This is a genomic window from Xenorhabdus indica (assembly GCF_014467235.1).
GTDB lineage: Bacteria > Pseudomonadota > Gammaproteobacteria > Enterobacterales > Enterobacteriaceae > Xenorhabdus > Xenorhabdus indica.
In genome coordinates this window covers 48,124-70,910 of the sequence record NZ_NKHP01000005.1, presented here as the reverse complement: position 1 = coordinate 70,910, position 22,787 = coordinate 48,124, and the positions used below count along the sequence as shown (strand labels likewise).

The following is a 22,787-nucleotide window of genomic DNA, read 5'->3' as shown; positions in this document are numbered from 1 at the left end:
TGTGAAAAAATGATATCGTCGTTACTGAGATACGGCGGTTTGTTGTGGTTGTTTATTCCCAAAAATGTTTCCGATCCCGAATGCCAGTAAACTCAGCAGTAATGATGGCACTATCGGATGGAATCCGAAGAGGTGAATGTTGAAAGTCGCCAAGAGTGTATAGCTTACTGCCCCGGCCAGCATGGAGGTTATTGCTCCATGTGCATTAGCTTTTTCCCAATACAGGCCTAATACCAGTGGCCAGAGAAAAACGGCCTGTAATCCACCGAATGCCAGCAGGTTCAGCCAGATAATCATCTCAGGTGGTTGCCATGCTGCCAGTAGCAGCAATATTCCCAGAAACAAGGTAGAAAAACTGGAAATACGTGCCAGTTTTTTTTCCTGTTTGATCTGTTGTGGGAACAAATTTAGATAGAGGTCTTTGACGATTGTTGCCGAAGATTGGAGTAGTTGGGCATTAATCGTTGACATAATGGCTGCCATTGGCGCGGCCAGAAAAATTCCGGCAGCAATAGGGGGCAGGACATTGATCATCAAAGTAGGGATCACTTGATCAGGGATCGTCAGATCAGGAATGATCGCGCGCCCCAATGCGCCTGCAAGGTGCATACCAAACATCAGGATAGCCATAACGACCGTGCCGATGATAATACCGCAGTGGACGGCTTTACTGTCACGATAAGAGATACAGCGCACGGCGGTATGTGGTAGCCCGATGACGCCAAAGCAAACCAGTACCCAGAAGGAAGCCATAAATGGCGCTGTAAGGATATTATCAGCACCATGAGGTGAAACCAGATTGGGGTCAATAGTGCGCAGTGTTGAAACAGCTTCTGACAGTCCTCCGGCTTTATAGATAGTACCAGCCAGCAATAGCACTGTTCCTAACAACATAACCAGCCCCTGTAATGCATCATTGAGGACGCTGGCTCTGAATCCGCCAAATGCGGTATAGAGTGCGATAGAGACCCCAAAAATAAGTAACCCAGTACCGTAGGGAATACCGGCAGCGGTTTCCAGCAAACGGGCACCTCCGATGAACTGTACCGTCATTGCACCGACAAAAGCAACTAACAGGCTCACACTGGCAAACCAGACCAGAAGGCGGCTGTGATAGCGGGCGTACAGCATGTCGTTTAGAGTAACGGCGTTATAACGACGGGCAAGAATGGCAAATTTTTTCCCCAATACGCCGAGGGAAAGCCATATTGCCGGTAATTGGATCAGGGACAAAAGAACCCATCCGATACCGTATTTGTAAGCAGCGCCAGGGCCACCAATGAATGAACTGGCACTAATATAAGTCGCGGTAATGGTCATAGCCAGGACGAAACCACCCATTGATCGATTGCCGAGAAAATACTCATTCAGGAATGCACCTGTTTGGCGGCGGCGGTAAGCATAGAGAGATAGCAGAAAAACCAGCGCCAGATATCCCATCAGAGGCAGAATTACTTCATTTTGCATTATCATCCACCAAATTGTCCTCTAATGGGACCTCCTTGAAGACAAATTTTACCATCATCCAGCAGAGGATGATAAATAACATCGGCAGCATTAAACAGGCCAGTTCGAACCAGAGTGGCAATCCGGTGAATCCAGTTGTATTACCGGGTAAATAGGCACTCAGCAACCAACCCACAAGATAAGCTAACGTCAGAAATACTGCCCAGCGAGCTTCTTTATGGGATTGAACAAATCGTCTGTCCATCTGTTCTCCGGGGAATTTACATAAAACAGTTGATATAAAACTAGGGAAGGAATTGTACGGTAACATACAGATTTATTCAGAAGAAAATGTGCCGTCACAATATCAAAAGTGTATGAAGCTACCTGAGAATAAAAAAATCCCATCTGTTAATAGATGGGATTTTATGCAGGACCATAATGAATGTCAGAAAGACACTTTACTTATCGTGTAAGCCGAGTTTTTTCTCCAGATAGTGGATGTTGGTTCCGCCTTTCTGGAAGTTTTCGTCATTCATGATGGACAGTTGCAGATCGATATTGGTTTTGATGCCATCAATAATTAACTCTGCCAATGCGTTCTTCATACGTGCAATCGCCACTTCACGGGTTTCTCCGTAAGTGATTAGTTTGCCGATCATAGAATCATAATAAGGCGGTACGGTATATCCCGCATAGATATGGGATTCCCAACGTACTCCGAAACCACCCGGAGAGTGGAAATGGGTGATCTTGCCAGGACTTGGCAGGAAAGTTTTTGGATCTTCAGCATTGATACGGCATTCGATCGCATGACCTTCGATCACAATATCTTCCTGTTTGATGGAAAGAGGCAGACCAGAGGCTACGCGTAGCTGTTCTTTAATCAGGTCAACACCGGTAATCATCTCTGTAACCGGGTGCTCAACTTGAATACGGGTATTCATCTCAATAAAGTAGAATTCACCGTTTTCATACAGGAATTCAAATGTACCTGCCCCGCGATAGCCGATTTCGAGACAGGCGTTAGCACAGCGCTCACCAATGCTGCGACGCAGTTCTGCCGAAATACCCGGTGCTGGTGCTTCTTCCACGACTTTCTGGTGTCGGCGCTGCATGGAGCAGTCACGCTCAGCGAGGTAGAGAGCATTACCTTGACCATCGGCCAGTACCTGAATTTCAACATGACGTGGGTTCTCAAGGAATTTTTCCATGTAAACCATGTCGTTGTTGAAAGCGGCTTTGGCTTCTGCACGAGTCATGGCAATAGATTGTTCCAGATCTTTATCACTACGAACAACACGCATACCACGACCGCCACCGCCACCGGATGCTTTAATGATGACCGGATAGCCGATACGCTGTGCAATCGATTTGTTCTTCTCTGTATCATTTCCTAATGGGCCGTCAGAGCCAGGAACGCATGGAACACCTGCTTTTTTCATGGCACTGATAGCAGAAACTTTATCCCCCATCAGGCGGATCGTTTCTGCTTTCGGGCCGATAAAAGTAAAGCCGGAACGCTCGACTTGCTCAGCAAAGTCTGCATTTTCAGACAGGAACCCATAACCCGGATGGATGGCTTGTGCACAGGTGATTTCAGCCGCAGAAATGATAGCCGGAATATTCAGGTAACTTTTTGCCGATGCAGCCGGGCCGATACAGACAGTTTCATCTGCCAGCAGGACGTGCTTCAGGTCACGGTCTGCCGCAGAGTGTACAGCAACAGTTTTGATACCAAGTTCTTTACAGGCTCTCAGAATACGCAGTGCTATTTCACCGCGGTTAGCTATGACAATTTTCTCAAGCATGGAGCGCCTCGTTATTCGATGACGACCAGTGGCTCGTCAAATTCAACAGGTTGACCGTCTTGTACCAGAATCGCCTTAACTACGCCAGTTTTGTCGGCTTCGATCTGGTTCATCATTTTCATGGCTTCAACGATGCACAGGGTATCCCCTTGATTAACATGTTGACCGACTTCAATGAAAGGTTTCGCATCTGGGCTTGGTGAACGGTAGAACGTACCAACCATTGGTGAACGAACTATATGGCCGCTGATCTCTGCTGGTTTTTCTGCTGCGACAGGAACAGCCGGCGCTGTTGTGGTAGCTTGTACAGGCGGTTGAACAGGGGCAGAAAGGTATTGTTGAGTGACTGGTATGGCCTGAGTTGCCGTAGTGCGACTGATGCGAACTGACTCTTCACCTTCAGAAATTTCCAGTTCAGAAATGCCAGATTCTTCAACCAGCTCGATCAATTTTTTTATCTTACGAATATCCATGAGTGTGATTCCGTACTCTATTTATGTAATTAGTTGAATGTAGACAATCGGTTGACCGCTGCCTGTAATGCGAAACGATAACCATCGGCACCCAAACCGCAGATCACGCCAACTGCAATATCTGAAAGATATGAGTGGTGGCGGAACGGCTCGCGGGCGTGCACATTGGAGAGATGAATCTCAATAAATGGGATATCTACCGCCAGAAGTGCGTCGCGTAGCGCCACGCTGGTATGTGTAAATGCCGCAGGGTTAATCAGAATAAAATCAGTATTGCCCCGCGCTGTATGGATCCTCTCAATCAATTCGAATTCTGCATTGGATTGCAGATGGGATAATTCAACTCCCGATTGCTGAGCTTCTTTTGACAGTTTGCTGACGATGTCATCAAGCGTTAACTTACCGTAGGTCTCAGGCTCTCGTGTTCCCAACATGTTCAGGTTGGGGCCATTCAAGAGTAAAATGCGAAACTTGTCTGCCATTGTGCGGGTATCTCCGGCAATCTGTCAACAATCGTTCAAGATAACTCGATGTCAACGGTTTGTCATCTCTTTCTGCTATCAATATTTGTGGATTTGACGATAAAGCCCGACATTATAAACATATCGTGACATTTAGCAGCTAAATACTGGTCTTATCAGCACAGTTTTATCTGCTTTAGTTTTATAATCTTGGAGTTATAGGTTCGTTTCACCGTATCCTCACCAGTGTTCTGCCTGTTATCTGATTATTGACCAGCTTATTGGAATATTCGATTGCCTGGTCTAATGAAATTTCATTGGCTGTTTGTTGGTAAAAGGAATCAGGCAACAGTTCTTGTAATCGTTTCCAAATCTCAGGTCGTTTGGCGGCGGGTACTGTGGCTGATTCAACGCCTTGTAAACGAACATTACGCAGAATAAATGGCATAACAGTGGTAGGAATATTAATGTCACTTGCCATACCACAGGCTGCTACCGTGCCGTTGTGAGAAACCTGTGCCAGTAATTTGGCCAGAATTGTACCGCCAACAGTATCAATGACACCTGACCAGCGTTGTTTTTCCAGTGGACGGGAGGGTTGATTGAAATCGGAGACAGGCAGGATTGCTTTTGCTCCCAGTGAAAATAGATACTCCTGATTTTCCAGTTTGCTGCTGATGGCGACAGTGGAATATCCCAACAGAGACAATAAGGCAATCGCAGTATTACCGACACCACCGCTGGCACCCGTAACGGCAATTTCCCCGCTTTCAGGTGTTATTTCTCCTTGTTCCAGCGCCATAACACATAGCATGGCAGTAAAACCGGCTGTACCGATAATCATGGCTTGTCTGGTAGTTAACCCTTGTGGCAATGGTGTCAGCCATTCCCCTGAAACTCTGGCCTGTTGTGCCAAGCCGCCCCAATGATTTTCCCCTACCCCCCAGCCAGTCAATAAAACCTGCTGGCCTACATGAAAACGGGGATCTTCTGAATGACGGACAATCCCGGAAAAGTCGATCCCCGGTATCATCGGAAATTGGCGGACAATCTTCCCCTTGCCAGTGATAGCAAGGGCATCTTTATAATTGAGAGTTGACCAGTGAATATCGACGGTAACGTCACCGGGTGGAAGTTGAGCGGTATCAATGTCCTGAATAGAAGCTGATAGTGTACCGTGCTGTTCAAGCAATAAAGCTTTCATAATTCCTCTCCATTGATGGGTTTTATGTCCGACACCATCACGATTCTTATGATTTCATCTCTTATGACATCATCAATATAGATAAAATTGAAAATGCGGAAATGGATAGGCTGCAATATTGTGATGGAAAGTCGCAAAATGGTGATTAATTATTTTGTTTAAGATGACATTGTAAAAGATAAAAATGTTCTGGGTAACCATCAGAATGTTAATAATACCTTTCGTTTTTATACCGCAATGGCTCAATAATCAGCAAATTTATCCCTTACTCATGTATTTCAGGAACAATTGCAGTGAATAATTTTTTCACAGATTTTCATGGGCTTTTGAGAGCCATTCTGACATTCAATAAATTGCCTTTATTGAAATTACTGGATAGCAATATCAGAGCAGATAAAAATTTTTGATAAAAAGTGAATTCTGGTTGAACTTGCTGAAATCATTATAGGTCAACATAGAAAAGGAAAAAGTGAGATAGCAACATCGCAGGATACACCATATATACACTATACTGTTGGTTTTTAGCGCATTGGGATATTTTGGGATTTAGTGATGGGGTTATTGGTGGAATTAACCCATTTTTATGCAGTTTTTTTCTGCTCTGTCAGAAAAAAGTAACGTAGAATATCGTGTTTCTGATGTGAATAACGTAGCCACTTTCATTGAAGTAGTAAAAAGTAGTTAGTGATGCGCCTTGTCGCTGCTTCATGTGGTTGGTAGAGTAGACGGACAACATCCGTCCCCAGCTTGCAGGATTATCCTTTCGTTATGTTAAAGAAATTTCGTGGCATGTTTTCCAATGATTTGTCCATTGACTTGGGTACTGCCAATACCCTTATTTATGTCAAAGGTCAGGGAATTGTCTTGGATCAACCCTCTGTTGTTGCTATCCGACAAGACAGAGCAGGTTCACCAAAAAGCGTTGCAGCCGTGGGGCTGGAAGCAAAGCAGATGTTGGGACGTACTCCGGGAAATATCGCAGCCATTCGTCCAATGAAGGATGGTGTGATTGCTGATTTTTATGTCACGGAAAAAATGTTGCAGCATTTTATTAAACAGGTTCATAACAACAGTTTTATGCGTCCGAGTCCACGTGTACTGGTCTGTGTGCCTGTGGGTGCTACGCAAGTTGAGCGTCGCGCCATTCGTGAATCTGCCCAAAGTGCAGGTGCACGAGAAGTCTTTCTGATTGAAGAGCCTATGGCCGCAGCAATCGGTGCAGGTTTACCTGTTTCTGAAGCGACAGGCTCCATGGTTGTTGATATTGGTGGGGGGACAACTGAAGTTGCAGTGATTTCCCTCAATGGTGTGGTTTATTCTTCTTCTGTCCGTATTGGTGGAGATCGCTTTGATGAAGCGATTATCAACTATGTTCGTCGCAACTATGGCTCATTAATTGGTGAGGCGACAGCAGAACGCATTAAACATGAAATCGGTTCTGCTTATCCGACAGATGAAGTTCGTGAGATCGAAGTACGTGGTCGTAACCTTGCGGAAGGTGTGCCTCGTAGCTTCACACTAAATTCTAATGAAATTCTGGAAGCTTTGCAGGAGCCGCTGACAGGTATTGTCAGTGCAGTCATGGTGGCATTGGAGCAATGTCCACCAGAGTTGGCTTCTGATATTTCAGAACGTGGCATGGTGCTGACAGGCGGTGGCGCACTGCTGCGCAATCTTGATCGTTTGTTGATGGAAGAAACAGGGATTCCTGTCATTGTGGCTGAAGATCCTCTCACTTGTGTTGCCAGAGGTGGCGGTAAAGCGCTGGAAATGATCGACATGCACGGTGGCGATTTGTTCAGCGAAGACTGAAAATAACTCTGCGGGCTGGGAGGTGTTTTTATCAGTACCTCCTTGCTGTTTATCCGAGAGTTTATTATTTATGACTCTTTTATTGTTTATGACACAAAACAGCTCAACAATGCGCAACTTATGAAGCCGATTTTCAGCAGAGGGCCTTCCCTACAATTACGACTCTTTTTTGCTGTTATTATTGCCATTATTCTGGTTGTGGTAGACAGCCGTTTTGGTTTTTTCAATAAAATCCGTAGTTATATGGATACGGCAGTGAGTCCTTTTTATTTTCTTGCCAATGGTCCACGCCAATTCTTAGATGGCGTTTCCGATTCTTTGGCCACCCGTAAACAACTTGAACTGGAAAATAACACCCTGCGCAACGAGTTGAGATTACAGAACAGTAATCTTTTACTGTTAGGACAATTAAAACAAGAAAATGCCCGTTTGCGTGAATTATTGGGGTCACCTTTACGCAGTGATGAACATATGATGGTATCACAGGTGATTTCTGGTGGTATGGATCCTTATCGCGATCAAGTTGTTATTGATAAGGGAGCGAAAGATGGCGTCTATGAAGGGCAACCCGTTATCAGTGATCGTGGCGTCGTTGGTCAAATTATCTCAGTAAGTCAATTAAGCAGCCGGGTGTTGTTGATTTGCGATCCAACCCATGCATTGCCGGTTCAGGTACTGCGTAATGATATTCGAGTGATTGCCGGTGGTGCGGGATGTACGGACGATCTTCACCTTGAACCGCTACCAAGTGATACAGACATCCGGGTTGGTGACGTGCTGGTGACATCCGGCCTTGGTGGCCGTTTCCCGGAAGGTTATCCTGTAGCAGTGGTTTCCTCTGTCAGAATAGATAATCAGCGAGCCCATACGGTTATTCATGCACGTCCATTGGCAGAATTGCGACGCTTGCGTTATCTATTGTTGTTATGGGGGGCGGATAATAACCCATCTGAACCATTGCCGCCTTCCGAAGTGTACCGAGCAGCAAATGAACGTTTGATGCAGATGTTACCGCAGGTACTGCCCAATCCCTCTGATGCTAAGCCTCAGTTTCCGACAGAACAATTTTCGACAGAACAAGTTCCGACAAAACAATTAGGTGAAGGTAAAAATAAAACAGAGAAAGGCGGAAGAGAGAAAGAGGGAAATCGAGCATCATTCCCCGTCACAAGACCGTCATCTCCGGCAGCATCATCAAGTAAGTTGCCAGCCGCGGAGAATCGTGGATGAGTCAGTATAAAGGGCGTGGCCGTTGGGTTGTCTGGTTATCTTTCCTGATCGCAATGGTGCTACAGAGTATGCCGTGGCCGGAGCAGTTTGATATGTTCCGGCCTACCTTACTCGTGTTGTGTCTGATCTATTGGCTCCTTGCGATCCCTCACCGTGTCAGTGTTGGAACTGGTTTTATTCTGGGTATCCTGATGGATTTATTACAGGGGAGTATTCTGGGAGCTCATGCGCTGGCTTTCAGTCTGATTAGTTTTTTGGTTGCGTTCAAATTTCAGCTCATTCGCAATATGGCACTCTGGCAACAGTCCCTGATTGTGATGGTACTTTCGACACTGATAAACTTCTGTGTTTTTCTGGCTCATGCCTTGATACCAAAGATTATTTTCCATCCTGAAGTATTCTGGAATGGTCTTGTCAATGGTATTCTCTGGCCTTGGCTATTCTTATTAATGCGGAAAATCCGTCGCCAATTTTCAGTTCGTTAAAGGCGAGCTCTACTTTTTAATGAACGGCTTTTCAATGAACTCTTGTCAATGAACTGATAGAAAGGATGACTCACTATGAAAACCCTTTATTTAGCTTCTGGCTCACCACGGCGGCGTGAGCTGGTGGAATTGTTGGACTTTAATTTTCAGATCCTGACACCACAGGTCGAAGAGAAGTGGCAAGAAGGGGAGTCTCCGCAGCACTATGTTAATCGGTTGGCCAGAGAAAAATCGCAAGCGGGGGTGAGGATTGCGCCGGAGAATTTTCCAGTTCTGGGTGCGGACACGATTGTTGTTCTGAATAATCGCATTCTGGAAAAACCCCGTAATGAGCAGCACGCTGCTGAAATGCTGCAAGAACTGTCAGGGCAGTGCCATCAAGTCATGACTGCTGTTGCTTTATCGAACAATCAGCATACCTTAAGTGAGTTAGTCATTACAGATGTGATGTTTCGCCATTTATCCCGGCGCAAAATACGGGAATATATTGCAACTGGGGAACCAATGGATAAGGCCGGTGCTTATGGCATTCAGGGTAAAGGCGGTTGCTTTGTCAGAAAGATTAATGGCAGTTACCATGCTGTTGTCGGCTTACCATTGGTGGAAACGTATGAATTAATCAAACGATTTTTAGCGTTAGCTGATGGGAAGGATCATTCATGACAGCAGAGTTATTGGTCAATGTAACACCATCTGAAACGCGGGTTGCTTATATAGATGGCGGTATTTTGCAAGAAGTTCATATTGAACGGGAAGCTAAACGGGGAATAGTTGGCAATATTTACAAAGGACGTATCAGCCGTGTTCTGCCCGGTATGCAGGCGGCTTTTGTCGATATCGGGTTAGAAAAAGCGGCTTTCTTACACGCATCCGACATTATGCCTCATACGGAATGTATAGCCGGTGAGGAACGGAAAAACTTCAATGTCAGGGATATTGCTGAGTTGGTTTGTCAGGGGCAGGATCTGCTTGTTCAGGTAGTGAAAGATCCTCTTGGCACGAAAGGCGCCCGTTTGACAACGGACATTACCCTGCCATCACGTTATCTGGTATTTATGCCGGGAGCCTCTCATGTTGGTGTTTCTCAGCGAATTGAAAGCGAAGAAGAACGTGAACGCCTGAAATCCATCGTGATGGATTATTGCGATGAGTATGGTGGATTTATTATCCGCACTGCCGCAGAAGGCGTGAGAAAAGAAGAAATTGAGCAGGATGCGGCTTTTTTAAAACGTCTGTGGCGTAAGGTTATTGAGCGTAAGAAACGCAATATTACTAAAACGAAAGTATATGGTGAGCTTGCTTTGGCACAGCGTATTTTGCGTGATTTTGCCGGAGCCTCTCTTGATCGTATTCGGGTTGACTCCCGTCAGACCTATCTGCAATTGCAAGAATTCATTGATGAATATATTCCTGAAATGAATGCCAAGCTGGACCATTATCAAGGCACTCAGCCGATATTCGATTTGTGCGGTGTAGAAAATGAAATTCAGCGCGCATTGGAACGCAAAGTAGAATTAAAATCGGGTGGCTATCTGATTATTGATCAAACCGAAGCCATGACAACTATCGATATTAATACCGGCGCTTTTGTTGGGCATCGCAACTTAGAAGAGACTATCTTTAATACTAATATTGAGGCGACTCAAGCGATTGCGCGCCAGTTAAGGCTGCGTAATTTAGGCGGGATCATTATCATTGATTTTATCGATATGAGTAATGGGGAACATCGCCGTAGAGTATTGGCTTCTTTAGAGCAGGCATTAAGCAAAGATCGGGTGAAAACGACCATTAATGGTTTTTCCCAGCTTGGGCTGGTGGAAATGACACGAAAACGCACACGAGAGAGTCTTGAACATATCTTGTGTGATAACTGTCCGATTTGTCAGGGACGTGGCACCGTGAAATCTGTTGAAACAGTATGCTATGAAATTTTACGGGAAATTGTCCGTGTTCACCGCGCCATTAATGCAGATCGTTTTCTGGTTTACGCATCCCATGCTGTGAGTGACGCCCTTAAAGGGGAACACTCTCATGCTTTAGCCGAGGTAGAAATTTTTGTAAGCAAACCCGTGAAAGTGCAGGCAGAACAACTCTACAGCCAGGAACAATTTGACGTTGTTATGATGTAATTACTACACGGGATTGCAGTGATACTTCATATTTTTCAGGTTGCCTCTCTGTTTGGCTACAATCATTTTGAAATGTGGCGTGAAATCTATTGGGTAGAAATATGCTGACAACCAAGGAGAAATGAGTGAGGCGACTGCTCGGAATATTATTAGCGACAGCCGCAATAGTCATTATCATTGTGGCTTTGCTTGTCAGCGGGTTACGTTTTTTCCTGCCACATATTAATGATTATCGTCAGCAATTGGCGCATAAGATTTCTGAATTGACGGATATTTCTATCGAAATTGGCTATATCAACGGAAATTGGCAGTCATTCGGCCCCCAGTTGGAAGTTCGTGATCTTCGTGCTGTAACGGGGGAAACGGATGTTAAAGCCAAAAAAGTGACGCTTTCTCTGGATATCTGGCGTTCACTGCTACAACGGCACTGGCATTTTCGTGATCTCTCCTTTTACCAGCTTCAGGTTGATTATGATAAACCATTATTGGATGGGGAAGGTGAAAGCCTGTTTCCCAAGCCAGATAGTTTATCCTCCCTTTTCCTTGAACGGTTTAATCATTTTGATTTGCACGACAGCAGCCTGACCTTTCCGACTCCATCGGGAGAGAAGATCCGGCTGATATTGCCGCAACTGACATGGCTGAATAAAGATAATCGTCATCGTGCGCAAGGCAATATTAATCTGTCTTCGATTAACGGACAGGAAGGTGTTGTGCAGGTTAAATTTGACCTGAAAGATATTAATCGTGTTTTAGATAGCGGCACGATTTATTTGCAGGCTGATGATATCGATATGCGGTTGTGGCTCAGCCGCTGGTTAAAAGACAATACCGGTTTGGAAGATGCCCGATTCAGTCTGGCCAGTTGGATTACCCTGAAAAATGGGAGGATTGATAACGGATATCTGCAACTTAAGCAGGGGCATGCCAATTGGCATGTGGGTGATGAAAAACATCAGCTTGCCGTCCATGATTTACTCCTGCAAATGCGTCGTCAGGGAGAAGGCTGGCTGTTTGATATCCCCAATCTGGCAAGCCTGAAAACGAATGGTCTGCAATGGCCCGCAGGCCGTATTGCGATACTGTATGCTATGCAGACGCGGCAATATCAGAACAAAGATCATTGGCGGGTTCGCGCTGAAAATATTCAGCTTGAACGCCTGAACGGGATGTTGCCGATGATTTCTTTTGCGACCCCCGATATTGTTAAAGACTGGCAATATCGGCAACTCAAAGGATTAGTCAGTAGTCTTGCCCTTGATATCACCCCTGAATTACCTGATAGCGCGGAGATTGCCATCAAATGGCAGGATGTCAGTTGGTCTCGTTGGAAAAAATTACCTTCAGTCAATCATTTCAGTGGTGCATTAGAAGGAAATAAACAGTGGGGAAACTTTAGGTTTGAGCTGAAAAACAGCCTCATTGATTACCGGTCTATGTTCCAGGCACCATTTGATATTGCCAGCAGTGAAGGAAAAATCACGTGGAAAAATGATCGGGATGGTTTGAAGATATGGAGCCAGGGGCTGGATTTACAGGCCAGGTCATTATGGATAAACGGGGATTTTCATTACACGGAATCCCAAAATCAGCAACCAATGCTAGGGATACTGGCTGGAATTCGTTTGGATGATGCGGGTGATGCATGGCGTTATTTTCCCAAGCCATTGATGGGCGAATCGTTGACAGAATATTTAACAGCGTCGTTGATCAAAGGAAAGGTAGATAATGCTACTTTGATCTTTCAGGGAAATCCTCATGATTTCCCATTCAAGCAGAATAATGGTCAGTTTCAGGTATGGGTTCCTCTGCGCCATGCGACATTCCAGTATCAGCCTGATTGGCCAGCCCTGTTTGACCTGGATCTTGATTTGAATTTCCAGAATAACGGCTTACAGATGCAAGCAAAGACAGCGAGATTGGGAAAAGTTAATGCCTCCCGGATCTCGGCTGTTATCCCCGATTACGGTAAAGAGAAGTTATTGATTGACGCTGAAATATCTGGAGATGGAAAGGATATCCACAATTATTTTCATCATAGTCCATTGACAGAAACGGTTGGTAGTACGCTAGATAATTTGCAACTTAACGGTCAGGTTGATGGAAAATTTCATCTGGATGTTCTTCTGGAAAATGGTACAACTCATGCAAGTGGAGAGGTTGTACTGAAAAATACCGATTTGTTTATCAAGCCATTAGATAGCAAGATGGAGCACCTTAGTGGTAAATTCCGCTTTGATAATGGCACGTTGCAAAGTGACACGCTTTCTGCTCATTGGCTTGGAAACCCCCTCTCTTTGCGATTTACCACTCAGGATTTACCGGGATATTATCGGGTCAATGTGGATTTGGATGCTCGCTGGCCTGCAGCAACATTACCGAAACTTCCGGTTAAAATTCGTCGTCAGCTATCAGGGCAATTGAACTGGCAGGGAAAAGTGAACATTATGATCCCTCCACAGGTCAAGCCTTCACAAAGCAAGCCGTTACAACATGGGGCAGAATATCAGGTTGTAATCAATGCTGATTTGTCACATATCAACAGTACACTGGTTGGACTGGAAACAGAATCTTTACGGGCATGGAATAATATTAATCTTCAGGCTACAGGGGACACAAACCAACTTCAGGTTATCGGTTCATTGGGGAAAAGATATGCGTTCAATAGCCAATGGTTATTGGGGAAAAATTATGTCCGTTTACAGCGAGGCACTTTAAATACGGATGATAATGGTCTACCTGATTTACCGGAAAAGCCAATGCTGGCATTAAAATTACCTGCGATTGAGGGTGAAAAATGGCTGGCACTGATTGAAGCGTTAAAAGCTGAATCAGTAGCAGATAATAGCCTGATATGGCCTGAGTTATTTGAAATATCAACGCCTTATTTGGATATCGGAGGACAACGTTGGCATAATCTTATACTCAGTGCGGCTAACCAACCAGATAGTCTGCATGTCAATGCAATTGGAGAAGAAATCAATGGTGATCTGCTGATTAACGTCGGTGGAGTATGGCAGGCAACACTCAACTATCTCTATTATAACCCTATGTTTTCGGATAACTCTTCCAGCGATAATGGTCCGTTAATTTCAAACGTAGCGGAAACGCCAAAATATGCTCTGAATCATTGGCCTACACTTAACGTTAAATGTGATGGATGTTGGCTTGCCGGATTAAATGTTGGGAAAATCTCAGGGACGATAACACCAGAAGGTGACGCCTTGAGTCTGACTAATGGACGGGTAGAAAACAGTGCTGGTAAATTGACATTATCTGGGCGTTGGAGTGAAAGTAATATGGGTAATTATACTTGGGCTAAGGGCCAGGTATCCGGGAAAAGTTTTGATGATATGGCAGCCTATCTCGGATTTATTGTTCCAATTACTGGCGCTTCATTTAAGTTTGATTTTGACCTGAACTGGAAGGATACACCGTGGAACCCTGATGTTAAAACGCTCAATGGCGTTTTAACAGGAAAAATGGGGAAAGGAGCAATAGCAAAACTAGGTGGTGGCAGAGCAGGACAACTATTAAGGTTAGTTAGTTTTGATGCATTGTTACGTAAATTACAGTTGGATTTCAGTGATACATTCAGTAATGATTTTAACTTTGATTCTATAAGTGGCGATGCCGCGATAAAAAATGGTGTCATGTATACCGATAACTTCCGCATTGATGGGCTGGAAGCGGACATTCATGGAAAAGGCCAGATAAACTTTATCCGTCATCAGCTTAATATGGAGTTGGTGATCACCCCGGAAATATCAGCAACAGTTGGTGTGGCGACAGCATTTGCGGTTAATCCTATGGTAGGCGCTGCTGTTTTTGCGGCGACGAAAGCATTAGGCCCATTGTGGAGTAAGATATCGGTCATTCGCTATCGGCTAACGGGTAATCTGGAACAGCCTAAAATTGATGAAGTTTTACGTCAGCTTAAGGAGAATAAAGGGTCATGAAAAACGTCAATGTTGCACTCTTACAATTATGCAGTGGTACGAACATTAAACATAATTTAGCGCAAATTGAACAGCAGATTAAGCAGTTGCCCAAAACAGTAAAACTGGTTCTGACTCCGGAAAATGCATTACTGTTTGCTGATGCAGATACTTACCGCGAACACGCAGAAGAGCAGGGAAAAGGCCCATTACAGCAAGCTGTAAGTGAAATTGCGCAACGTTATGGTATCTGGTTATTGATTGGTTCAATGCCGATGGTCAGCCGGGAAGATCTGAGCCGCATAACCAGCAGTAGCTTATTGTTTGATGATCAGGGTGAGATTCGTGCTCGTTATGACAAAATCCACATGTTTGATGTCAATATCAAGGATGAACATGGTTCCTATAATGAATCCTCCATCTACCAACGAGGGGAACATATCACTGTTGTTGATACACCAGTTGGTCGTTTGGGTATGACTATTTGCTATGATCTGCGCTTCCCAGGGCTGTTTCAGGCATTACGGGAGCAGGGGGCTGAGCTGATTTCTGTACCCGCTGCCTTTACCAGACTGACGGGTAAGGCACACTGGGAACCACTTTTAAGAGCTCGCGCAATTGAGAACCAATGTATCATTTTGGCACCTGCACAAGTCGGGGTACACGGTACTCGCAGAACATGGGGACATTCAATGGCGGTAAGTGGTTGGGGAGAAGTCATCAAGAAGAATCCTCTGACTGTCAGTGCGCTACAGCTCAATATCCGACGGGACAGTTTGATCCACATGCGTGAGCAGATCAAAGTGGTGAAACATAACCGCTTCCGTCCACAACTGACTTCTTTGATAAAAAAGAATACAAATTAAGATAAAGAGTAATCACTATGAGTTTAACTTATGTCAGTGAACATTTACTGACTGCCAATGAACTGAGTCATAAAGATTTATTTTCTGTTTTGGGGCAATTAGCAGAACGTCGTCTGGATTATGCTGACCTCTATTTTCAATCCAGCTACCACGAAACATGGGTTCTGGAAGATCGCATCATCAAAGATGGCTCTTATAATATAGATCAAGGAGTGGGAGTTCGGGCGATTAGTGGTGAAAAAACGGGTTTTGCCTATGCTGATCAAATCACATTGAATGCTTTGCAGCAGAGTGCAAAAGCAGCACGCAGTATTGTAAGGGAAACGGGTAATGGCACCGCACATACATTGGGTGCTGTGACACATAATGCTTTGTATCCGGCTGTAGATCCGCTGCAAGGCATGAGCAGGGAAGAAAAAATTGCTCTGTTACATCATGTTGATCAAATCGCACGTGCAGAAGATCACAGAGTGCAGGAAGTGAATGCCAGCCTGAGCGGTGTTTATGAGCAGGTATTGGTTGCAGCGACGGATGGGACGTTGGCTGCTGATATTCGCCCACTGGTACGTCTTTCTGTCAGCGTATTAGTTGAAGAAGATGGCAAACGTGAACGTGGTTCCAGTGGTGGTGGTGCTCGTTATGGTTATGAATACTTCCTGCAAGCCGAAGATGGACAGACGTTGGCAGAACAATTTGCCCGTGAAGCGGTTCGCATGGCGTTGGTGAACCTTTCTGCTATTGCTGCTCCGGCGGGAACAATGCCGGTTGTATTGGGAGCCGGTTGGCCGGGCGTTTTATTGCATGAAGCGGTGGGTCATGGTTTAGAAGGTGACTTCAACCGCCGTGGTACATCTGTCTTCTCTGGTCAGATTGGGAAAAAAGTAGCATCTGAACTGTGTACTGTGGTTGATGATGGTACGATTGAAGGCCGCCGTGGCTCATTGTCTATTGATGATGAAGGTGTTCCGGGGCAATACAATGTCCTGATTGAGAATGGTATCTTGAAGGGCTACATGCAGGACAAACTGAATGCACGTTTGATGGGAGTTGCACCGACAGGTAACGGGCGACGTGAATCTTATGCTCACCTACCGATGCCGCGCATGACTAATACGTATATGCTGGCAGGAAGCTCTACACCAGAAGAGATTATTGCCAGTGTTAATTATGGGTTGTATGCACCGAATTTTGGTGGTGGTCAAGTGGATATCACTTCTGGTAAGTTTGTTTTCTCAACATCAGAAGCGTACTTGGTTGAAAATGGCAAAATCACCAAGCCAGTAAAAGGTGCAACGTTAATTGGCTCAGGCATTGAGGCCATGCAGCAGATTTCGATGGTTGGCAATGACTTAGCCCTTGATAAGGGGGTTGGTGTATGTGGTAAAGAAGGCCAAAGTGTCCCTGTGGGAGTTGGACAGCCTACATTAAAACTGGATAACCTGACTGTAGGCGGAACAGCTTAACATTTTTTGAATATACCTGTTTTTTTGAGTATCTCTGTCGTCTTTCAAGTTGCAGCTTTGTTGGATGTGCTCGCTCACCCCAGTCACATAATTCTATGCTTCTGGGGATTTGCGTCCTTGCTGCCGCGATGCACCTTGAAATCTATTGGGTTGTAGCCTGGTCAAATAAGCGTGGAGAATGTTATGAAAAGAAAGGTGCTGGCAGGTGTATTACTGATTTTGGTTGTTATATCCATTATTTTTATCAAAGATATTGGATTACCTGGCTCTGATAAAACTCAGCAAGCTGTTGCGATAGCGGGAAACGTTCCGCCTCAACAGATTGATATTCTGACTGAGCATCATCGGGTTGCGGATTATGTACATCAGCATAGTAGGCTGCCTGACTATTACATCACAAAAAAACAGGCTCGTCGCCTCGGTTGGGACACTCGTAAGGGCAACTTATGCGAAGTATTACCGGGAAAAGCAATTGGTGGAGATCGGTTTTCCAATCGTGAAAATAAGTTGCCAAATCAAAAGGATCGCCAGTGGTTTGAAGCGGATGTAAATTATAAATGTGGGCACCGGGGTAGTAACAGGTTACTCTATTCTAATGATGGTCTTATCTACTTGACACTTGATCACTACAAGACTTTCACAAAGCTGGAAGAATGATATGAAAAAAGTGGAATTCGATTTTGACTATATCCCTGATTTAGAAGCCTTCTATAGTCAGTTCAAGGAGTGCTTCGATCTTGATGATCATTTTGGTGCGAACTTAGATGCTCTATGGGATGCAGTAACGGGTGAAATTGGGCTGCCAGTTGATATTAATTTTATCTGCCTGGATGTGCAGAAACGACCGCGTTTTGCTGCACTGGTACTCTTGTTTCAAGAGGCTGAAGAAGAGCTGGAAGGCGAATTACGTTTTAATGTGAAAAATTAAGTTCTTCTCTGTCTTATGACAACACCTCCGTGTTCGCCGAAACGCGGAGGTGTCTTTAAATTTCCGTATAAAATTTTAGCTTCAAACTGACTTAAAATTAGGTTGCCTAGATTATTGATTATTGATTATTGATTAATGACATGGCTATCATCGCCGGAAAAATATTTCTCAACATTCTTCAATGCACTGTCGAAATAAATGTCATAACAGCTTTTAGTGACATAACCGATATGTGGGCTGCACAGGACGTTATCTCGTTTTAATAAAGAGTGATTGATATCCCAAATGGGTTCAATATCAAAAACATCCAGTGCTGCAAAACCCGGAGTACCCAGATCGAGGGCTTTCTCAAGTGCACCTGCCTCTATCAACCCGGATCTTGCTGTATTGACTAATACAGCACTATTTTTCATATGAGTAAGGTCAGCCAATGTGACATTGCCCGTGGTCTCTTTAACCAGTCGTTGATGCAGAGTGATGACATCTGATGTTTTAAAAAAATCTTCGCGGGAATGAGGGACACTCAAACCGTCCTGACGAGCTTTTTCTTGTGAATGTTCCGATCCCCATATCTGAACTTTCATATCAAATGCACGCGCATATTTTGCAACTAACTGACCTATTTTCCCATAGCCCAGGATCCCAAGCGTTTTGCCGACAACAGTATCTCCCAGCTCAGTTTGCCAATAGCCTTTTTTCATTGCTTCCACTGAAGCAATGAATCCACGGATAGAACTTTGGATTAACAGCCAGGTTAATTCTGCGGCTGCAATGGGTGAACCAGTCCCTTCTACGACAGCAATACCTCGTTGTTTACACAATTCCAGATCGATATTGGTAGCCACTTTTCCAGTCTGGCTGATAAGTTTTAAATGAGGTGTTTTGGATAAAAACTTTTCATCAATCAACGTTCTTTCACGGATCAGAATAAGGGCATCAGCTTTTGATAATAGTTCGTCAGCTTTTGAATCGCGATCAATTGCACCGAGACTGATAACCTCAAAATTACTATTCTGATATAAAGCCTGAATTTGTCTTGTAGCAGATTGATAATCATCGGGAATAACAACTAATGGCATTTAAAATATCCTTTTTACGAATTTGAAAGAGCTTGGTAAAGGTTTTATATTATAGATTATTTATGTATGTATAAATTTTACTTTATCAAAGGGAGTCTTTTCTTAAATTGCAGTTCCAGAATTATTGGAAGGAGCCTAAGCAGGCTATGAATTGTATCATTTGGATTCGGGTGTTTACTGTGGGTATTTTTATGACTCTGGTGGAAAGCCATATGAAAAATATAAGGGTAAGGATACGTCATTTCAGGGATGTTATATCAATTATCCAGATATTGATATGAAGTATCTGGATAATACGTATAAAGATATAGACCCAAATTGGTTAACTCTTTATTATGGTGAACATTTTTCAAAAGAGCGTATTGAAGTTAAGAAACCATTTGATAAAAATAATTTTTTTGACATGAGATATCCATTCCTTTAAAGAAATATTTCCATGTTTTACGCGATTTTTGTATTTAAGTAACCGCCATTTCTTAAAGAAATGGCGGTTAGAACATCATACTGTTCCAGATAACTCTTTCAGATATTGGAAGATCTGACGGTAGGATTTCGGTGGCTTGTTCGCTGCTTTCTCTTTTTTAGCATTGCGTATCAGCGTCCGCAGTTGCTGGCGATCTGTGTGCGGATATAGTGCTACGACTTCTTCAAGGGCGCTGTCGCTCTCAAGTAACTTATCCCGTAACTCTTCCAGCTTATGTAGTATCACAACCTGCTGGTTATGACGGTTTTTCAATTTATCCAGTGCAGTGGTAATTGGCTCAGGATCACGAGTCCGCAATAATTTGCCAATCAATTGTAATTGACGACGGCGACCCTCACGCTTGATTTTCTGTGCTAATTCAATCGCGGCCAGCAGATCTTCATCCAACGGGATGCGTTCCAGCTCGCTCTTGCTCAATTCAACCAGCTCTGCCCCTAGTTTTTTCAGTATCTCAGCATCCCGCTTGATTTCACTTTTACTGACCCAGATTATCTCTTCTTCTTCCTCTTCAGCAGGATAATTGTCGAGCCAATCTTCAGGCTGCTTTGCCATAATCGTTTTCCTTCTAAAAAGGCCGGATAAGGTACACTTTGGAACATGACCTATCGTCCGGTGGGTGTTAACATCCTAATATCGTGTATTGTAACTGGGAAAATTGTCTGATTACCACTCGGCATTAATATTGAAAGCCGAAACACGCATTTTTCCTGATAAATATTCTCTTTAATTCATGTGGTTAATTAATGATAGTGACCAATCAACAAATTGCGGAGCAGCGCAAACAACTGGAAGATGCGGTTTCTTACGCTCTGGAATTAGCGAAAGCAGGCAGTGATGCTGCGGAAGTCGCAGTCAATAAAACGACGGGGATTAGTGTCAGCACCCGTTTCAGTGAAGTCGAAAATGTTGAGTTTAATAGTGATGGTGCATTAGGGATCACCGTTTATCATCAGCAGCGCAAAGGTAGTGCTTCTTCTACCGATTTAAGCCCGGAAGCCATTGCACGTACTGTACAGGCTGCCATTGATATCGCCCGTTATACTTCACCTGATCCCTGTGCTGGTCCCGCAGACAAAGAATTATTGGCGTTTGAGGCCCCGGAGCTGGAGTTGTTCCATCCTGCGGATTTAGATGCTGATAAGGCAATTGAGTTGGCTGCCCGTGCCGAACAGGCTGCATTACAGGCAGATCAGCGTATTACCAATACCGAAGGTGGTAGTTTTAATGGCCATTATGGCATTCGGGTCTTTGGTAATAGCCACGGTATGTTACAGAGCTATTGTTCAAGCCGCTATTCCATGTCGAGCTGCGTGATTGCAGAGCAGGATGGCAATATGGAACGTGATTATGCTTATACTGTGAGCCGTCGTTTTGATGAGTTGCAATCGCCAGAATGGGTTGGGCAAGAAAGTGCACATCGTACATTGTCTCGTTTAGGTGCGCGTAAACTGCCGACGATGAAAGCACCTGTGATTTTCTCTGCCGAAGTCGCTACTGGCCTGTTTGGTCATTTAGTCGGCGCGATCAGCGGCAGCAGCATCTATCGTAAGTCATCTTTCTTGCTGGATAGTTTGGGTAAGCAGATCCTGCCTTCATGGTTGACCATTGAAGAACAACCCCATTTGCTGAGAGGGTTGGCTTCTACGCCTTTTGATAGTGAAGGTGTGCGTACACTTCCGCGTGAAATTATTAAAGATGGTGTTTTGCAGTCATGGCTGTTGACATCATATTCTGCCCGTAAACTGGGTCTGGCGAGTACAGGCCATGCAGGTGGAATTCATAACTGGCGTATCGCGGGGAAAGGGCTGGATTTTGCAGGTCTGCTCCGGGAAATGGGAAACGGTCTGGTGGTGACGGAACTGATGGGACAGGGTGTTAGTGCTGTGACTGGGGATTATTCTCGCGGTGCGGCCGGTTTTTGGGTCGAAAATGGCGAAATACAATATCCGGTCAGTGAAATCACTATCGCAGGCAATCTGAAAGATATGTGGGCAAATATGGTAACAATAGGTAATGATATTGAAACACGAAGTAACATTCAGTGTGGATCAATACTATTGCCGGAAATGAGTATCGCCGGTCAATAGGGATACTCAATCAACAACAGCCAGTTTGGTTCTACTGAGCTGGCTGTGAATTAACGGTGATATTCACCTGCCGCCTCAGGCTGATAAAGTATTTCTAATACTTTTATTCGGGTTTTTTCTCCATTTGGCAATTCCCAGGTTATTTCATCATTTACCCGTAATCCTAGAAGTGCTGCACCTAAAGGCGCCATCACGGACAGTTGTTTTGTACTGTCTTGCAGAGAAGACGGGTAAACGAGAGTGCGGATCCGTTCTTCATTATTACTGAAATCAACAAATTTAATTTCACTGTTCATTGTGACAACATCTGCGGGTATTTCTACTGGTGGCACAATTTCAGCTCTATCCAGCTCTTCATTTAGTGCATCTGCGATACTACTATTAGCAAACGCAGGTTGTTCCAACAGAGAATCTAAACGTTCTGCATCTAATTCATTGATAATAATTTTAGGTTTTGTCATACCACGCTCCAAATTAGGCTCAATACAAAATAACACCCCGCAACGCAAGGAGGGGGGTGTTATTTTCAAATGTGATTAAAGTGATATTAGGCTGTTCTGACGTGAAAATAAAGAGATCATGATCACGAACTGTTTTGTGTTGTTAATGAAATAAGATTTAGCCAGATACTATATTGGATTACATTTTTTATTGGTTTTAGATACTGTGTTTGTTACTGCTCTTGAAAGAGAGATGAAGAGATTTGGGAAAAATGCATGAATAAGTAGGGAAATCTGTAATGGTTTATACGAAATTTTATTTATGAGTAATTGCTCTCTATTTCCATGACATGAGATGGTTAGCCGATTTTTCCCTGATACTTTCCGATGTGGCTCTTCGAATACAAATGAATCAGGATATACACGAATGAGTTTCATTTTGCTACTCAGT

The 22,787-nt window shown here is 44.2% G+C and carries 21 protein-coding genes; 12 read left to right on the top strand and 9 right to left on the bottom strand.

The window, feature by feature from the left end:
- Positions 1 to 21: 21 nt before the first annotated feature.
- The 6 genes from panF to Xind_RS05670 form a co-directional block, all read right to left on the bottom strand.
- A complete protein-coding gene (gene panF / locus Xind_RS05695) occupies positions 22 to 1,467 on the bottom strand; it encodes a sodium/pantothenate symporter (protein ID WP_187649638.1) in 1,446 nt (481 codons plus the stop codon).
- Positions 1,457 to 1,711 carry a YhdT family protein gene (locus tag Xind_RS05690; RefSeq protein ID WP_047681946.1) on the bottom strand — a complete coding sequence of 85 codons (255 nt, stop codon included), beginning with the start codon at positions 1,709 to 1,711 and terminating at the stop codon, positions 1,457 to 1,459. The genes panF and Xind_RS05690 overlap by 11 nt, the downstream gene beginning before the upstream one ends.
- A 196-nt stretch (positions 1,712 to 1,907) precedes the next feature.
- Positions 1,908 to 3,257 (bottom strand): acetyl-CoA carboxylase biotin carboxylase subunit, encoded by a 1,350-nt coding sequence (gene accC, locus Xind_RS05685; RefSeq protein WP_047681949.1) that lies wholly within the window; start codon positions 3,255 to 3,257, stop codon positions 1,908 to 1,910.
- Positions 3,258 to 3,268: 11 nt separating this feature from the next.
- A complete protein-coding gene (accB, locus tag Xind_RS05680) occupies positions 3,269 to 3,730 on the bottom strand; it encodes an acetyl-CoA carboxylase biotin carboxyl carrier protein (RefSeq protein WP_047681952.1) in 462 nt (153 codons plus the stop codon).
- Positions 3,731 to 3,759: 29 nt separating this feature from the next.
- Positions 3,760 to 4,212 (bottom strand): type II 3-dehydroquinate dehydratase, encoded by a 453-nt coding sequence (gene aroQ, locus Xind_RS05675; RefSeq protein WP_047681955.1) that lies wholly within the window; start codon positions 4,210 to 4,212, stop codon positions 3,760 to 3,762.
- A gap of 208 nt (positions 4,213 to 4,420) precedes the next feature.
- Complete coding sequence (locus tag Xind_RS05670) at positions 4,421 to 5,395, bottom strand: oxidoreductase (RefSeq protein ID WP_047681958.1); 975 nt, start codon at positions 5,393 to 5,395, stop codon at positions 4,421 to 4,423.
- Positions 5,396 to 6,163: 768 nt separating this feature from the next.
- Between Xind_RS05670 and mreB the strand changes: the two genes are divergently transcribed.
- From mreB to Xind_RS05620, 10 genes are all read left to right on the top strand, one after another.
- On the top strand, positions 6,164 to 7,207 hold the full coding sequence (mreB, locus tag Xind_RS05665) for a rod shape-determining protein MreB (RefSeq protein WP_010847922.1): 1,044 nt from the start codon (positions 6,164 to 6,166) through the stop codon (positions 7,205 to 7,207).
- A gap of 120 nt (positions 7,208 to 7,327) precedes the next feature.
- The gene (gene mreC, locus Xind_RS05660; RefSeq protein WP_047682060.1) at positions 7,328 to 8,437 is read left to right on the top strand and encodes a rod shape-determining protein MreC; all 1,110 of its coding nucleotides are present in this window, start codon (positions 7,328 to 7,330) and stop codon (positions 8,435 to 8,437) included.
- Positions 8,434 to 8,922: a rod shape-determining protein MreD gene (mreD, locus tag Xind_RS05655; RefSeq protein WP_047681961.1), complete on the top strand. Its 489-nt coding sequence runs from the start codon at positions 8,434 to 8,436 to the stop codon at positions 8,920 to 8,922. The genes mreC and mreD overlap by 4 nt, the downstream gene beginning before the upstream one ends.
- 75 nt (positions 8,923 to 8,997) lie before the next feature.
- Positions 8,998 to 9,585, top strand: a complete 588-nt coding sequence (locus Xind_RS05650) for a Maf family protein (protein WP_047681964.1) — start codon at positions 8,998 to 9,000, stop codon at positions 9,583 to 9,585.
- The gene (gene rng / locus Xind_RS05645; RefSeq protein ID WP_187649637.1) at positions 9,582 to 11,051 is read left to right on the top strand and encodes a ribonuclease G; all 1,470 of its coding nucleotides are present in this window, start codon (positions 9,582 to 9,584) and stop codon (positions 11,049 to 11,051) included. Before Xind_RS05650 ends, rng begins: the two co-directional genes overlap by 4 nt.
- A gap of 125 nt (positions 11,052 to 11,176) precedes the next feature.
- Entirely contained in the window at positions 11,177 to 15,010 is a 3,834-nt protein-coding gene (yhdP, locus tag Xind_RS05640; RefSeq protein WP_187649636.1) for an AsmA2 domain-containing protein YhdP, read from the top strand.
- On the top strand, positions 15,007 to 15,855 hold the full coding sequence (nit1, locus tag Xind_RS05635) for a deaminated glutathione amidase (protein WP_047681973.1): 849 nt from the start codon (positions 15,007 to 15,009) through the stop codon (positions 15,853 to 15,855). Before yhdP ends, nit1 begins: the two co-directional genes overlap by 4 nt.
- Positions 15,856 to 15,872: 17 nt before the next feature.
- A complete protein-coding gene (gene tldD, locus Xind_RS05630) occupies positions 15,873 to 17,318 on the top strand; it encodes a metalloprotease TldD (RefSeq protein WP_187649635.1) in 1,446 nt (481 codons plus the stop codon).
- A gap of 183 nt (positions 17,319 to 17,501) precedes the next feature.
- Positions 17,502 to 17,975 (top strand): ribonuclease, encoded by a 474-nt coding sequence (locus Xind_RS05625; RefSeq protein ID WP_187649634.1) that lies wholly within the window; start codon positions 17,502 to 17,504, stop codon positions 17,973 to 17,975.
- 1 nt (position 17,976) lies between these two features.
- A complete protein-coding gene (locus tag Xind_RS05620; protein WP_047681980.1) occupies positions 17,977 to 18,246 on the top strand; it encodes a barstar family protein in 270 nt (89 codons plus the stop codon).
- A gap of 125 nt (positions 18,247 to 18,371) precedes the next feature.
- On the opposite strand, the gene Xind_RS05615 is transcribed toward Xind_RS05620, so the two are convergent.
- A complete protein-coding gene (locus Xind_RS05615; RefSeq protein WP_047681982.1) occupies positions 18,372 to 19,325 on the bottom strand; it encodes a D-2-hydroxyacid dehydrogenase family protein in 954 nt (317 codons plus the stop codon).
- A 160-nt stretch (positions 19,326 to 19,485) separates the two neighbouring features.
- Here Xind_RS05615 and Xind_RS05610 point away from each other — a divergent pair, with 160 nt between their 5' ends.
- Positions 19,486 to 19,749 (top strand): BBE domain-containing protein, encoded by a 264-nt coding sequence (locus Xind_RS05610; RefSeq protein ID WP_187649633.1) that lies wholly within the window; start codon positions 19,486 to 19,488, stop codon positions 19,747 to 19,749.
- Positions 19,750 to 19,824: 75 nt separating this feature from the next.
- Here Xind_RS05610 and yjgA read toward each other — a convergent pair whose 3' ends face one another.
- Positions 19,825 to 20,361, bottom strand: a complete 537-nt coding sequence (gene yjgA, locus Xind_RS05605) for a ribosome biogenesis factor YjgA (protein ID WP_047681988.1) — start codon at positions 20,359 to 20,361, stop codon at positions 19,825 to 19,827.
- A gap of 191 nt (positions 20,362 to 20,552) precedes the next feature.
- On the opposite strand from yjgA, the gene pmbA reads away from it, so the two are divergent.
- Complete coding sequence (pmbA, locus tag Xind_RS05600) at positions 20,553 to 21,896, top strand: metalloprotease PmbA (RefSeq protein WP_047681991.1); 1,344 nt, start codon at positions 20,553 to 20,555, stop codon at positions 21,894 to 21,896.
- A 50-nt stretch (positions 21,897 to 21,946) separates the two neighbouring features.
- On the opposite strand, the gene rnk is transcribed toward pmbA, so the two are convergent.
- Complete coding sequence (rnk, locus tag Xind_RS05595) at positions 21,947 to 22,357, bottom strand: nucleoside diphosphate kinase regulator (protein ID WP_047681993.1); 411 nt, start codon at positions 22,355 to 22,357, stop codon at positions 21,947 to 21,949.
- Between the last annotated feature and the right edge of the window lie 430 nt (positions 22,358 to 22,787).